We start from the raw sequence: 13634 nt of genomic DNA, 5'->3' as shown, positions 1-13634 counted from the left end.
GTACGGCGCCCTGGAGCGCCACAACAGCCTCACCCATTAAAACGCAAAACTGGCCTCGGGCATGGCCATCAGACAGTCGGCGCCTCCCAGGAGAGCTTCACGATGCATGCTGGCACGCGGCAAAATACGCTGCAGGTAAAAATTCGCACTGTGCAATTTGGCCTGATAGAACTCAGCATCCGTATCACCGGCATCAAGCTGGTCTTGCGCACGCGCGGCCGCCTGTAACCAAAAGCCTGCCAACAACACATAGGCGCAATACTGCAGGAAGTCCACCGAGCAGGCGCCAATCTCCTGGGGGTCACGCTTGCATGCAGCTATGACTTGCGCAGTCAATTCACCACACTCGACAAAGCGTGCCTGCACTGTGGTGGCCATGGCTTGCAAGGCAGGACGCTGAGCTTGCGCGGCACAGAGTTGAGTGAACTCATCGCACAGCTCGGCCAACTGCTGGCCACCGTCCCCCAGCAGTTTGCGGCGGATGTAATCCAACGCCTGAATACCGTTGGTGCCTTCATAGAGCTGGGTAATGCGACTGTCGCGCATGAGCTGCTCGATGCCCCACTCACGGATGTAGCCGTGCCCGCCGTAAACCTGCACGGCATGGCTGGCGACCTCCTGGCCCATGTCGGTAAAGAATGCTTTGACTATAGGAATCAGCAGCGCCACGCGCTTGCCGGCAGCCTTGCGCGCCGCTGCATCGGGATGGCCATGCTCCAGATCGAGCAAGCGTGCCGTGTAGGCCGCCAACATGCGCGAGCCCTCGACCAGAGTCTTCTGGGTCAACAGCATGCGCCGCACATCCGGATGCACGATAATCGGGTCCGCCGCCTTTTCAGGCGCAGCCGGGCCAGTCAAGGCACGCGACTGCAAGCGCTCACGGGCATAGCGCAGCGCCCCTTGATAAGCAGCTTCGGCGATACCCAGCCCTTGCAAGCCAACCTGGAAGCGCGCGTCATTCATCATGGTGAACATGCCAGCCAGGCCTTGATTGGCTTCACCAACCAACCAGCCGGTAGCGCCATCAAAATTCATGACGCAGGTTGCCGCGCCCTTGATGCCCATCTTGTGCTCAAGCGCGCCACAACTCAGGGCGTTGCGCTGGCCAAGGCTGCCATCGGCATTGGCGATGAACTTGGGCACCAACAGCAAGCTGATGCCCTTGACCCCGGCCGGCGCATCGGGCAGGCGGGCCAAGACCAGGTGGACAATATTCTCGCTGAGGTCCTGCTCGCCACCGCTGATGAAAATCTTATTGCCACTGACCCGGTAACTACCGTCGGTCTGGGGTTCGGCCTTGGTGCGCAGCAAAGCCAGGTCGGTGCCAGCCTGCGGCTCGGTCAGGCACATGGTGCCGGTCCATTCGCCACTGACCAGCTTGTGCAGGTAAGCCTGCTTCAACTCTTCGCTGCCGTGAACATTGAGCGCCAATACCGCGCCTTCGGTCAGCCCCGAATAAATCCGGAACGACAGGCTGGCGCCCATCAGCATTTCATGAAAGTTGCATGCCAGCAGCTGTGGCAGCGCCTGTCCGCCAAAGTCAGCCGGACCGGTCATGCTCGCCCAGCCGTTATCCACATATTGCCGGTATGCCTCGCTGAAGCCATCCGGCGTTGTCACCTGGCCATCAACCAGGCTGGCACCTTGCTCGTCGCTGTTGCGATTGAGCGGGGCGACCACCTCGCTGGCATAGCGTGCCGCTTCCTCGAGCACGTCATCAACCAGCTCGCGCTCAAGGCCGTTACCCAGTGTCTGGCAGTGTGCGCTGATATCAAATAACTCATGCATGACAAAACGCATATCACGCAGCGGCGCTTGATAACTCATAGCGATCCCTCCTGCACATCAGCAAAACCCTTGTCGCTGGCAGCCAGTTGCGAAATCAACTGCGCAGGACGCCAATGCTCGCCACGGTTTTCCTGCAGATAGCGTAGTCGCGCCTGAATATCGGCCACGCCCTGGCTATCAGCCCAACTCATTGGCCCGCCCTTATCGGCGGGAAATCCATAACCGTTGAGGTAGACCAGGTCGATATCATGGCTATTGGCAGCGATATTTTCCTGAAGGATTTTCGCCCCTTCGTTGACCAGCGCCAGCAGGCAGCGCTCAAGGATTTCGTCCGGACCGATATCACGGCGCTTGAAGCCAAGCCGCTCGGAAACACCAAGCACCAGCGCATCCACTTCTGGATCATGCTCTGCCTGGCGGCTGCCTTCGGCATAGCGGTAATAGCCCATGCCTGATTTCTGCCCGAAGCGGCCCAGCTCGCAAAGACGATTGTCCACTTGAACCTCTGGCGCATCCTGGCCCCTGCCCGCCAGCTCACGGGCGCGCCACTCGAGATCGATACCGACCACGTCGTACATGCGAAATGGCCCCATGGCAAAGCCAAAGCCTTGCAGGGCTGCGTCTACCTGATGCGGATAAGCGCCTTCAAGCAACATCATCCGCGCTTCTCGCACGTAGGTATGGAGCATGCGATTACCAATAAATCCATTGCAGTTCCCAGCCACAACACTGACCTTGTCGATGCGCTTGCCTAACGCCAGGGCTGCATCCAAAACGGCTTTCGAGGTCTTTTCGCCGCGCACGATTTCCAACAGTTTCATGATGTGTGCGGGGCTGAAAAAGTGCAGGCCCAACACATGGTCCGGGCGCTGGGTAACAGCGGCGATTGCATCGATATCCAGCGCCGATGTATTGCTCGCCAGAATCGCGCCTGGCTTGAGCGTGGCATCAAGGGTGCGGAAGATCTGCTGCTTGAGCTCGAGGTTCTCGTACACCGCCTCGATCACCAGGTCGGCATCGGCCAGCGCGGCGTAATCCGCAACCGGGGTAATACAAGCAAAGCGCTTGGCGGCCTGCTCAGCAGTGATACGCTCCAACTTGACGTTGTGATCGTTGGTCTTGGCGACCATTGCCAACGCCTGCTCAAGCATTTGCGCATTATTGTCCAGCCAAAGCACCTGGATGCCCGCGTTCGCCAGGCTCATGACAATGCCACGGCCCATGGTCCCGGCGCCAATCACGGCGGCGCACTGAATATCAAAAACACTGCTCATGGTTATCCCTCTTGTAATTGAGCGGGCAAAAGATCGCCCATCACCATAAGCAACGCGCTACTATTTTTGAAATTTAGTGTTGTGATACTTAATATTCAGACTATGAATATACTCAGTTTCGACCTTAATCTACTGCGTGTGCTCGATGCACTCATGCGCGAGCAAAACGTATCGCGCGCCGCTGAGCGCCTGGCACTGAGCCAGCCAGCGGTCAGCAACGCACTTAATCGCCTGCGGGTATTGCTCGATGACCCACTGCTGGTCCGCACAGGCAGAACCATGCAGCCAACCCCCCGGGCGCAGGCCCTTGCCGGGCCGATCCGCATGGCCTTGCAGCAAATCGAGCAGAGCCTGAACGCGGGGCAAACCTTTGATCCCGCCAGCAGCAGCCAACACTTCAATATTGCGCTGACCGACTATGTCGAGTTGATCTGCATGCCGCAGTTGATGCGCAAGCTCAGTGACTGCGCGCCAGGCATACGTATTGATATTCACCACCTGAATCCACGCTTGCCCGTAGAGGCGCTGGATAACGGCGAGCTGGACCTGGTCCTGGGCCGTTTCCTGGACATTCCGGCGCGGTTCAGCCGCCAGCATTGGGCCAGCGAGACCTTGCAGCTCGCAGTGCGCAGGGATCATCCACTGGTCAGCCACGGAGTGGATCTTGAGTTATTCCTCAAGCTTCGCCAGCTATGGGTACACGGCGGCCAGACACGCGGCATGGTGGACCAATGGCTCAATGAGCAAGGCCTGCAGCGCGAAGTGGTCTACACCACCCCAAACTACCTGCAAGCGGCGCACATTGTTGCCAGTAGCGACCTGGGCGCAGTCTTGCCGGACCAACTGGCCCGGCATTTTGCGGCGCTGCTGCCCTTGCAACTGTTCGACTTGCCCTTCGAGCTGGAGGCCTTCCACCTCGAAGTGGTCAGCCTCAGCCAGCGCCAGCGCGACCCGGCCCTGCAATGGCTGATCGAGCAACTCCTGAGCATTGCCGCCGACTCGTCCTAGGCTTCAACACAACGGTACAATCACTACACAAACCAGCCCCTGCGGCTAGGCTTTGAAAGGATCCGATAAAATTACGCCCAGCCAGACACCCCCGTAAATGGAGTTACCTGAATGAAACCAATCAAACACCTGTACCTGTACTTCCAAGACGGCCAGCGCTTGGCGATGCGTTTCCCCCAGCAAAGTGCAGACCCCGTCGAGGTTGCGCGGGGAATTCGCAAACAGCTGGAATCACCGTTCCTATCGATCGAAGTCGATGGCGACTTGCTGATGATTCCGCGTGAGAGCATCAAGTACCTGCAAATATCACCGGCGCCGGTTTCGCTGCCTGACCCGGTCATCTCCGGCGCCGAGATGATTGACTAGCACCGCTACTCGAACGTCCTGCCGTCATGCTTGAGCCAGCCATCAACATGACGGCGTCCCGGGTCCCGGTGCGTCCAGTGCACGACGCCGCCTTTGGCGTTCCACTCGTATTCGCCGTAGAACTCCACGCTGTCACCGGCGCGCAAGCCGTCAATGCGTGGCGCAAGATCAATATTGTGGGCGACCAGCACGCTGGGGCCGCCTGCAATCTTGAGAATAAACTTTTGATGCCGCGAGCCTTTGAGATCGTCGCGCAAGACCTTGACCACAACCCCGGAGCCTTGAACCTGAACATCACTCTGCTGGCGGCTGTAGGCCTGCAAGAGCTCGGAGTTGCCAGCCGGTGCCGTGTCGCTGAACCCCGGGATCGAGACGCCCTGCTCCCTGGCAAAACCATAAGCCAGCACCAGCGCCACAATCAGGTAAGCAAGTTTCTTCATCTCGATTCCAGTCCATGTGTTGTGTCGCATTTGGCGACTGTCCCTGTGGAGGCTAGGATTCTAGCCCAGCGCCCCAGACGCTGCACAAACAACCTGGTTCGGTTGTGGCAGTGCAAATTTTGCTACTGTTGCCAGCAAGGTGAGCAGGCTAAACTGGACCCATGACGACAGCCCCCTTTATCAACGCGCTTCCATTAGACCGCAAGGATGCAGGTTCTGGCCTGCGTATTGGCGGCGATTGGACTCTGGCACACTTCGCCACGCTCGAACCACAAGTCATGCAAGCCCGGCAAGATGTAGCAGCCGATGCCACGATCATCCTCAACGACATCAACCAACTGGATACCGCTGGCGCTGCACTGCTGGTCGACCTACTCGGCGAAGCGCGGCTTGAGACCCTTGAAACCTGCTCACCGCAACTGAGCGCAGAACGGCGCCAACTGCTGCAAAGCGTGGGTCATGCCATCACTGAATCCAGAAAGACGCCCCCTGCGCCCCGCCCTTCATCCATCAGTGAGTTTTTCGGCCACATCGGCATTGCTGTTGACGATTTCCTCTGCAAGGCCCGCGAGCTGGTCGGTTTTTTTGGATTGACCGTCTGCACCATGCTCAGCGTAATGCTCAAGCCCAGCCGCTGGCGCATCACCTCGCTGACCTCGCACCTGCAACAAACCGGGCTCAATGCGGTACCAATCGTGGCGCTACTGACCTTTCTGGTCGGCGCTGTGGTGGCATTTCTAGGTGCCACAATCCTGGCCGACTTCGGCGCCAGTATCTACACCATCAACCTGGTCGCGTTCTCTTTCCTGCGTGAGTTTGGCGTGCTGCTCACGGCAATCTTGATGGCTGGGCGCACAGCCAGTGCCTTCACCGCGCAAATTGGCTCGATGAAGGCCAACGAAGAAATCGATGCCATCCGCACCCTCGGCCTCAGCCCGATTGAGCTGCTGGTGGTGCCGCGAGTGTGCGCCATGCTGATTGCCCTGCCCGTGCTGACGTTTATCGCGATGATCTGCGGCATAGTCGGCGGCGCCATGGTCTGTGCATTGACCCTGGATATCTCGGTCACCAGCTTTATCAGCATCTTTCACGAAAGTATTGAGCTGAAGCATTTCCTGGTGGGCATGGTCAAAGCACCGATCTTTGCCTTCTTGATTGCCATCATCGGCTGCCTGGAAGGCTTCAAGGTCACCGGCAGCGCCCAGTCGGTGGGTGAGCGCACGACCTCCAGCGTGGTCCAGTCGATTTTCGTGGTGATCCTGCTCGATGCCATCTTCGCGTTATTCATGGTGGAGATGGGCTGGTGACCAAAGAAGCCGTGATTGAAGTGCGCGGGCTGTGTAATCGCTTTGGCGCGCAGAGCGTGCATGAAAACCTCGACCTCGACTTATACCGGGGCGAAGTGCTCGGGGTCGTCGGCGGTTCTGGTACCGGCAAATCGGTGCTGCTGCGCTCGATTGTCGGTTTGCGCACGCCCAACGAAGGCAGCGTCAATGTTTTTGGACAAACCCTGCTGGAGCTGGACGAACACCAGCGCTCATTGATCGAACGCCGCTTCGGTGTGCTTTACCAGCGTGGCGCGTTGTTTTCGTCACTGACGGTTACCGAGAACATCGCGCTGCCACTGATCGAGCATGCCAAGCTCAGCCGCGCCTCGGCCGAACGCCTGGCACGGGTCAAGCTGGCCTTGGTCGGCTTACCCTGCCTGACTGGCGACAAGTACCCCTCGGAGCTGTCTGGGGGCATGGTCAAGCGTGCCGCATTGGCCCGCGCCCTGGCGCTGGAGCCAGACATACTGTTTCTCGACGAGCCCACCGCAGGTCTCGACCCCATTGGCGCCGCTGATTTCGACCAGTTGATCCTGACCCTGCGCGACGCACTCGGCCTCAGCGTATTCTTGGTCACCCATGACCTCGACACGCTCTACACCATTTGCGACCGCATTGCCGTGCTCTCGCAGAAACGTGTGCTGGTGGCCGACACCCTGGAAAAGGTCGCGGCGACCGATGACCAATGGATTCAACACTATTTTCATGGCCCGCGTGGACGCGCGGCCAAGCAGGCAGCGGACAACGCGCCACGGAGAGCTTAATGGAACCTCGCGCACATCATGTTTTGATCGGCCTGTTTACCGTGCTGGTGGTTAGCGCGGCGCTGGTCTTTGCGATATGGCTGAGCAAACACTCCGCTGACCAGCAATACAACGAATACAGCGTGGTATTCAATGAGACAGTAAGCGGCTTGTCGCGCGGCAGCTCCGTGCAATACAGTGGCATCACCATCGGCGATGTGCAGCGCCTGTTTCTTGACCCCAAGGACCCGCGCAAGGTCATTGCCTGGATACGTATTGTCAGCAGCACCCCGATCAAGACCGATACTCGCGCCCGCCTGTCGATCACCGGCATCACCGGAACTGCGGTCATCCAGATGCATGGCGGCACACCGAAAAGCCCGGCGCTGCTCGGCGAAGATGGCGAACGGCCCAGGATTATTGCCGACCTTTCTCCTCTGTCAAAATTGCTCGCCAACGGCGATGACCTGGTCATCAACGTCAATCACCTGATCAACCAAGCCAACCACCTGCTCAACGACGAGAACCTGGCGCAGGTCTCCAAGACCCTGAAAAACCTCGAAGCAGTCAGTGCAATGGTCGCCGAACAGCGCGACACACTGAACAAAACCGCCCAGGAAATCAGCGTCGCCAGCACTGAAACCGTCAAGCTGATGCGCAATGCCAATAGCCTGCTCAACGACTCTGGGCGCAAGAGCTTTGCCAACATCGAGCGCATCAGTGCATCGCTGGAACGCAGCAGCAGCAATATCGAGCGCATCCTCGACGAGAACCGGGACGCGCTGCGCCAAGGCATGCAGGGTGTAAGCACTCTAGGCCCGGCAATCAATGACCTGCGCGACACCCTGAGCACCATCCGCTCGTTCTCACGCCGGATTGAAGACGACCCGGCCTACCTGCTGCGTAGCGATACCATCAAGGAGTTTCAACCATGAGCCGGTTTATCCGCATCAGTGCCCTCGCACTCAGCGCGCTTATGCTCAGCGCCTGCTCTATCCTGCCGGAGCCCGAGCAGCTGCATGTCTATCGCTTGCCCGGCACCGCGCCGAGCGTTAGCACTCTGGCAACACCCAGCCCCATGACCTTGCAGGTCAATCGCCCCAGCAGCAACCAGATTCTCGACAGCTCACGGATTGTCGTACTGCCCGATGGTAACCAGGTCAGCACCTATCAAGGCGTGCGCTGGAGCGACCGGGCACCGACCATGCTCCGCGATCGCTTGATCGACAGCTTTATCAGTGCCAATAGCTTTGCTGCCGTGAGCAGTGATGACAACCACCTGCAAACCGACCTGCAACTGGTCAGCACCCTGCGTGCCTTTCAAAGCGAATACCGTAACGGCGCGCCACAGGTGCAGATTCAACTCGATGTACAACTGGTCGACAGCCAGCAACAGATCATCGCCAGCAGACGCTTCAGCGTCAGCCAGGCGGCAACAGGCACCTCGGTCGAAAATGTTGTCGAAGCCTTCGGTAGCGCGGTCGATAACCTTTCAACCCAGCTGCTGCAATGGACCCTGAGCCAGAGCCATAAAAGCAACCGCTGAACGCTTACACCTGGGCCTCGACCCACTCACGCACCTGGGCGTAGGGGTAGTCCTGCAAAGCAGCGAACCCCGCCAGGCTGCGCGCCTTTAGCTTGGTCAACAGCGGCACGCTGATGCCACAGAAAAAACGAGTCAGGCATTCGTGACTTGGCATGCCTCCCTTCAATCCCTGGTAACGCTGGATAAATTCAGCGCCCAAGTCACTCACCCTGTACTGATCGAGCGACGCCAGTGCCGGCGGCTCTGGCAGGCGGGCAACCTGGCCCTGGCACACCGAGCAATGCCCACACCGCACTGGCGCCTGGCTATCGCCAAAGTAGCCGGCCAACCGCTGGCTCAGGCATTGATCGCTGGCAAACAGGTCGAGCATGGCGTGAATACGCTCGATCTCGCTGTGCTCTTGCTGCTTGAAGTAGCGATGCAACTCCGCGCCGAGCCGGGCAGGATCAAATGCAGCGTCAAGCAGGGTATAAACCTCGGTCATTTGCTTGCTTTCAAGTTCGATCCAGGCTTTTTCCTGAAAGTAATCCAGTGCTTTTATCACTCGGCTACGCTCGGCCTGGTGCAGTTGGTAAAGCTGATCAAAGTCGACAGTGCACCAGGTTCGCGCGCGTTTCGATGACGCCACCAGGGCCTCGACGAAACCTCGTCGCTCACCATCGAATCTGGCGATCAGCTGCTCAGGCTCAATCAAGTATTTGAAGCGATATTCGGCAAAATAGGCGTATTTAGGCGCAATAACACCTCTAAGCTCCAACTGTACCAGCAGCGTTTTCAAGGCCAGCAAGCGAATATTGCTTTGCTCGGAAAGCGCATTGAATGTCAGCTCCCACTGCCCATCCGCGCCACAGGCGAGCAACTCATTGAGCACATAACCAATGCCTTCCAGTTCGGGCGTGTCGCCGTAGACGAAGTTTTCCAGCACATTGAGGCTGTCGCGGTTGGCCATGACCCAGCAATCCGAAGGTTGGCCATCGCGTCCGGCGCGGCCGATTTCCTGGCTGTAGTTCTCTATCGACTTGGGCAGGTCGTAGTGCACAACGTTGCGGATATCACTTTTATCGATGCCCATGCCAAAGGCGATGGTAGCGACGATGCAGTTCAACTGACCGCCCATGAACTGGCGCTGGATCGACTCACGCCGCTCATGTGGCATGCCGGCATGATAGGCACTGGCAGGAAAACCTTTGGCTGCCAGCAAATCAGCCACCTGCTCGGCGGTTTTCTGCTGGGTGACATAGACAATGCTGGGTTGCCCTGCCTTGGCCGATAACCACTCGACCAAGCGCCGCTGCTTGTCAGCCCCCGCCACCGGTTCTACCCACAAGTTGAGGTTGGGCCGATAAAATCCGGTGGTCACCACATCCGCCTCGGCTATCTCGAATTTTTGCTGCATATCGGCGATGACCGGCGGGGTTGCCGTCGCGGTCAGCAGCAACACCTGGGCAATGTTGAATTGGCGTCGATAGTCCGGCAGCTTCAGGTAGTCCGGCCGGAAGTTATGCCCCCACTCGGAAATACAGTGCGCCTCATCCACCACCAACAGGGAGATCGGCACCTGCTGGATGAAATTGCGAAAGCGCTCGTTTTTCAAGCGTTCGACTGAAATCATCAGGACCTTGAGCTCACCACTCTTGGCATCATGCATCACCTGCGCGATGTCCTCCCGGCTCTGGGCTGAATCGATACTGGCCGCCTTGATCGAGTGGCGCTGCAAAAAAGCCAATTGGTCCTGCATCAAGGCCAGCAGCGGCGAGACCACCAGCGTCAGGTGGGGCAAGTGCATGGCGGGCAACTGATAACACATCGACTTGCCGGAGCCGGTGGGAAATATTGCCGCGACCGAACGCCCTGCCATCACGGCCTTGATCGCGGCCTCCTGGCCAGGACGAAACTGCTGGTAGCCAAAGGTGCGGTGCAAGCTGTCGTAAATCAACAATCTATCCTCGTGGATGCCGTGCTTGATGCTTAAGCAGACAGGAATGTGACAGCTTGAAGGGCCAGTGAACACCATCTCGACGACTGGTCGAAGGCACAAGACCCCGTGGAGTCAGGCTAATCGCCCGTATTCACGGGCCTCCAGGCCGACATCAGGTGCTAAGGGAATATCAATTCGCTGGCTATGACCAATCCATCTAACGCCAGGCGTTACCTTGGAGTAGATTGAACTCATGAACAGTTGCACAGGAGCTTTATATGAAGGAATCGGTTTTTACGGCAGCTTGTCTGCTTTGAGCTGAACCATCAACAAAGCGGGCCGAACATCCTACGCACCTCATGCTCTTGCCTGACAAGAGCCGGTACACGAGGCCAACGACCTTGCCACTGGTTGAGTATCAAAACCCTCAAGTTAGCCGACAACTGGGCCTGGAAACTCCACGTAGCGTGGCCAGCTCAACGTTCAGCACCAACAGTTTGTAGCCGCAAACCAGCATAGGTCGGATGACCACCAGCAAATCTGGAGTTGGCAGCGCTCAGACCGGTTGGACCTACTGCAGAACCGCGAATGACAACGTTGCTAAGTATTCAGAGCACAGCACATAGGCAACATTTATAGCCGTGATGAGCGGCCCCGTTTCACCTGTATCTCCGTAGCTCCACCTGCGTAACGTGTTGGAACTGTATCAGCAGTCACACACAAAAAGCCGCCCTAAGGCGGCTTTTCCGCGTGTGCCTCAATTGCCGGAGCGGCGCAGCGCTTGTGGCGTAAAGTCACGCGGGGTCAGGCCCACGTTGAAGTTGTACATCGGCTCATTGTTATCCAGGCCATCGACAAAATAACGCTCGCCCTTGAAGTCGTAGATGGTTTCCAGGGTGCTGCCAAACATCGGCACATCGTAGTAGCTGATCGGATGGCTTTCCTGCAGGCCACTCAACTCACCATCCTTGTTATAAAGATCGACCGCGAGGATTTGCCAGCTGTCTTCATCGATGTAGAAGCGCCGCTTGGCATAGGGATGGCTAAAACCCTTGCGCAAATCCGCCTCGACAATCCAAACCCGATGCAGCTCATAGCGCAGCAGGTCAGGGTTGACCGTGTTGCGCTTGAGAATGGTCTCATAGGGAATACCCTGCTGGTGTACCGCGTAGCTGTTATAAGGCACCAGCATTTCCTGCTTGCCCAACAACTTCCACTCATAGCGATTCGGTGCGCCGTTGTAGGAGTCGACAACGTCTGCCGTGGCCATACCGTTGGTGTCCGGCTGCAGGGTGTCATACGCCAGCATTGGCAAGCGACGCACACGGCGCTCGCCACGGTTGAAGCGCCAGGCCTTGCGAATCGCCAGTACCTGGTCGAGGGTCTCCTGCACCACCAGCGCCGAACCTGCCAGCTTGGATGGCGCAACCACCTTGTATTTGTAATAGAACAAGGTGTTATCAAGATCCTTCGGCGTTACCCCCTCACGTCCGTACAGAAAGTACACATCGCGTTCGAGCTTGAGCAGGTTGTAGGCCCCATTGGATAGTACCGCAGCCTGGTTTGTCACAAAGCTGATCTGGTCGCCACGGTAACGCATGATGTGGTTCCAGATGGCTTCCTGGCCATTTTGCGGCAGCGGGAACGGGATGCCCGATGCCACTCCCTCCACACCGTTGCCGCCGGATATCAACTGGGCGTTGAGCGCATTGTAGCGAGTGGCATCGTAGATACGTTGCGGCGCAGCTGCGCTACGGTGGGTCGGGAAAACCCGCAGGTGATAATCCGGGTTCTTTTCCAGCAGGACTTTCAAACCCGCAGGCAGCTTGGCTTGATACTGGTTCATGTTTTGGCTGTTGACCTGATACAGCGGCTTCTCGCCCGCGTACGGGTCAGGATGATGCATGCCAGGCGAATAGCTGGCCGGCGGCGTCGCCAATCCACCTTCCCAACGCGGGATGGTCCCTGCGGCATTGCCCGCCATTTCACCACCGAGCGGTGTCAGGTCCTGGCCGAGCCGGCCAGCCTGCGCTTCATCAACCTTGGCTTGAGCCTGCAGCGCCACTGCAGCCAACAACAGAATCGAAAGTTTTCGCAACACAGTACTCCCCCACAGCGCAGACTTCTTTCATGCACCGCTTTTTTATGCGCCAGCATTGACTTGCGCTTTATTGGTCAGTCTTGGTGAGAAGCCATCCTGGCGCCGGGTTTTCCCGGTCTGGTATTCCATCCCTGAAGTGGGCCTGCTGAGGCTGCGTGCATGCCTATTGGCAAGGCGCAGCTTAGCGGCCGCGCGCAGTTTACTCGTTCAAACAAGCATTTGCTTCGGGTGATATGCGAATTAGCGGTTCACTGCACATCCAGCGCCGCATCTAAAGCTGGAATGGCGGGGGCCAGGGCAATTGCAGTTTTTTGTAACCGTCAGGCTCAAGTCGCCAGGCTCGAGGTCAAGCTGGCGTGCGCAAGGTACGGGGACAGATGCAAGCGCAGCCGGGAAGGCCGCGCTTGTTTAGAAGAACCAACGAGCGCTGGCAAAGCCTGGACGGTTTAGCCCTGACGCTCGAACTTCAGGTCCCAGACCCCATGGCCAAGACGTTCGCCACGGCGTTCAAACTTGGTAATGGGACGTTCTGCCGGGCGCGGCACATAGGTGCCATCAGCCGCCAGATTCTGATAGCCGGGCGCCGCGTTCATCACTTCCAGCATGTACTCGGCATAGGGCTGCCAATCGGTAGCCATGTGCAGCACACCCCCGACCTTGAGCTTCTGTCGTACAAGCTCGGCAAACTCGAGCTGCACAATACGCCGCTTGTGATGACGGGCCTTATGCCATGGGTCCGGAAAAAACAGCATCAGTCGGTCAAGACTGTTGTCGGCCACGCAGTTACGCAGCACCTCCAAGGCATCGCAGCTGTAAACGCGCACGTTGCTGAGATTCTGGGTGAGCAACCCATTGAGCAAGGCACCCACGCCCGGGCGATGCACCTCAACGCCGATAAAATCCTGTTCAGGTGCCGCAGCAGCCATCTCAAGCAAGGAATGGCCCATGCCAAAACCAATTTCGAAAGTACGTGGCGCACGGCGACCAAAGACCGCGTCAAAATCCTGCAGGCCGTCCTCAAGCTTCAAGCCAAACTTGCTCAGCCCCTGATCCAGCCCCCGCTGCTGCCCTTCAGTCATGCGCCCGGCACGCATAACAAAGCTCTTGATGGTTCGCAGCTTG

At 58.1% G+C, this 13634-nt stretch carries 12 protein-coding genes; 6 read left to right on the top strand and 6 right to left on the bottom strand.

Translation table 11 applies throughout. From position 1 onward, the window contains the following. Positions 1-36: 36 nt before the first annotated feature. Together CHB79_RS13855 and CHB79_RS13850 are read right to left on the bottom strand one after the other, a co-directional pair. The gene (locus CHB79_RS13855) at positions 37-1827 is read right to left on the bottom strand and encodes an acyl-CoA dehydrogenase C-terminal domain-containing protein (protein WP_089360332.1); all 1791 of its coding nucleotides are present in this window, start codon (positions 1825-1827) and stop codon (positions 37-39) included. Further along, complete coding sequence (locus CHB79_RS13850; RefSeq protein WP_089360331.1) at positions 1824-3062, bottom strand: 3-hydroxyacyl-CoA dehydrogenase; 1239 nt, start codon at positions 3060-3062, stop codon at positions 1824-1826. Before CHB79_RS13850 ends, CHB79_RS13855 begins: the two co-directional genes overlap by 4 nt. A gap of 102 nt (positions 3063-3164) precedes the next feature. On the opposite strand from CHB79_RS13850, the gene CHB79_RS13845 reads away from it, so the two are divergent. Both CHB79_RS13845 and CHB79_RS13840 read left to right on the top strand, forming a co-directional pair. Next, positions 3165-4070, top strand: coding sequence for a LysR family transcriptional regulator (locus CHB79_RS13845; RefSeq protein WP_089360330.1), 906 nt, complete (start codon positions 3165-3167; stop codon positions 4068-4070). Between the two features lie 111 nt (positions 4071-4181). Next, on the top strand, positions 4182-4436 hold the full coding sequence (locus CHB79_RS13840) for a hypothetical protein (protein ID WP_010489505.1): 255 nt from the start codon (positions 4182-4184) through the stop codon (positions 4434-4436). Positions 4437-4441: 5 nt separating this feature from the next. Here CHB79_RS13840 and CHB79_RS13835 read toward each other — a convergent pair whose 3' ends face one another. After that, positions 4442-4876: a DUF3465 domain-containing protein gene (locus CHB79_RS13835; protein WP_089360329.1), complete on the bottom strand. Its 435-nt coding sequence runs from the start codon at positions 4874-4876 to the stop codon at positions 4442-4444. 161 nt (positions 4877-5037) lie between these two features. On the opposite strand from CHB79_RS13835, the gene CHB79_RS13830 reads away from it, so the two are divergent. From CHB79_RS13830 to CHB79_RS13815, 4 genes are read left to right on the top strand one after another with little or no spacing between them, the layout of a single operon-like run. Then, the gene (locus tag CHB79_RS13830) at positions 5038-6183 is read left to right on the top strand and encodes an MlaE family ABC transporter permease (RefSeq protein WP_010489503.1); all 1146 of its coding nucleotides are present in this window, start codon (positions 5038-5040) and stop codon (positions 6181-6183) included. Further along, positions 6177-6968: an ABC transporter ATP-binding protein gene (locus tag CHB79_RS13825; protein ID WP_176443190.1), complete on the top strand. Its 792-nt coding sequence runs from the start codon at positions 6177-6179 to the stop codon at positions 6966-6968. Before CHB79_RS13830 ends, CHB79_RS13825 begins: the two co-directional genes overlap by 7 nt. Beyond that, entirely contained in the window at positions 6968-7882 is a 915-nt protein-coding gene (locus CHB79_RS13820) for an MlaD family protein (protein ID WP_089360328.1), read from the top strand. Before CHB79_RS13825 ends, CHB79_RS13820 begins: the two co-directional genes overlap by 1 nt. Then, positions 7879-8493, top strand: a complete 615-nt coding sequence (locus CHB79_RS13815; RefSeq protein WP_089360327.1) for an ABC-type transport auxiliary lipoprotein family protein — start codon at positions 7879-7881, stop codon at positions 8491-8493. Before CHB79_RS13820 ends, CHB79_RS13815 begins: the two co-directional genes overlap by 4 nt. A 4-nt stretch (positions 8494-8497) precedes the next feature. Here CHB79_RS13815 and CHB79_RS13810 read toward each other — a convergent pair whose 3' ends face one another. The 3 genes from CHB79_RS13810 to trmB all read right to left on the bottom strand — a co-directional run bounded on the left by CHB79_RS13810 (position 8498) and on the right by trmB (position 13630). Further along, positions 8498-10429, bottom strand: coding sequence for a RecQ family ATP-dependent DNA helicase (locus CHB79_RS13810; RefSeq protein WP_089360326.1), 1932 nt, complete (start codon positions 10427-10429; stop codon positions 8498-8500). 739 nt (positions 10430-11168) lie between these two features. Continuing rightward, positions 11169-12512: a DUF1329 domain-containing protein gene (locus CHB79_RS13805; RefSeq protein ID WP_089360325.1), complete on the bottom strand. Its 1344-nt coding sequence runs from the start codon at positions 12510-12512 to the stop codon at positions 11169-11171. 446 nt (positions 12513-12958) lie between these two features. Next, complete coding sequence (gene trmB, locus CHB79_RS13800; RefSeq protein WP_217898868.1) at positions 12959-13630, bottom strand: tRNA (guanosine(46)-N7)-methyltransferase TrmB; 672 nt, start codon at positions 13628-13630, stop codon at positions 12959-12961. Between the last annotated feature and the right edge of the window lie 4 nt (positions 13631-13634).

This window comes from Pseudomonas segetis (assembly GCF_900188155.1).
GTDB lineage: Bacteria > Pseudomonadota > Gammaproteobacteria > Pseudomonadales > Pseudomonadaceae > Aquipseudomonas > Aquipseudomonas segetis.
The sequence above is the reverse complement of the archived record's forward strand: the minus strand, read 5'-3'. Positions and strand labels throughout refer to the sequence as shown.

Bases quoted from the DNA above. Each gene is read 5' to 3' on its own strand.
- CHB79_RS13845 (WP_089360330.1), top strand. From the start codon at position 3,165: ATGAATATACTCAGTTTCGACCTTAATCTACTGCGTGTGCTCGATGCA.
- CHB79_RS13820 (WP_089360328.1), top strand. From the start codon at position 6,968: ATGGAACCTCGCGCACATCATGTTTTGATCGGCCTGTTTACCGTGCTG.
- CHB79_RS13835 (WP_089360329.1), bottom strand. From the start codon at position 4,876: ATGAAGAAACTTGCTTACCTGATTGTGGCGCTGGTGCTGGCTTATGGT.
- CHB79_RS13855 (WP_089360332.1), bottom strand. From the start codon at position 1,827: ATGAGTTATCAAGCGCCGCTGCGTGATATGCGTTTTGTCATGCATGAG.
- CHB79_RS13850 (WP_089360331.1), bottom strand. From the start codon at position 3,062: ATGAGCAGTGTTTTTGATATTCAGTGCGCCGCCGTGATTGGCGCCGGG.
- CHB79_RS13815 (WP_089360327.1), top strand. From the start codon at position 7,879: ATGAGCCGGTTTATCCGCATCAGTGCCCTCGCACTCAGCGCGCTTATG.
- CHB79_RS13830 (WP_010489503.1), top strand. From the start codon at position 5,038: ATGACGACAGCCCCCTTTATCAACGCGCTTCCATTAGACCGCAAGGAT.
- CHB79_RS13840 (WP_010489505.1), top strand. From the start codon at position 4,182: ATGAAACCAATCAAACACCTGTACCTGTACTTCCAAGACGGCCAGCGC.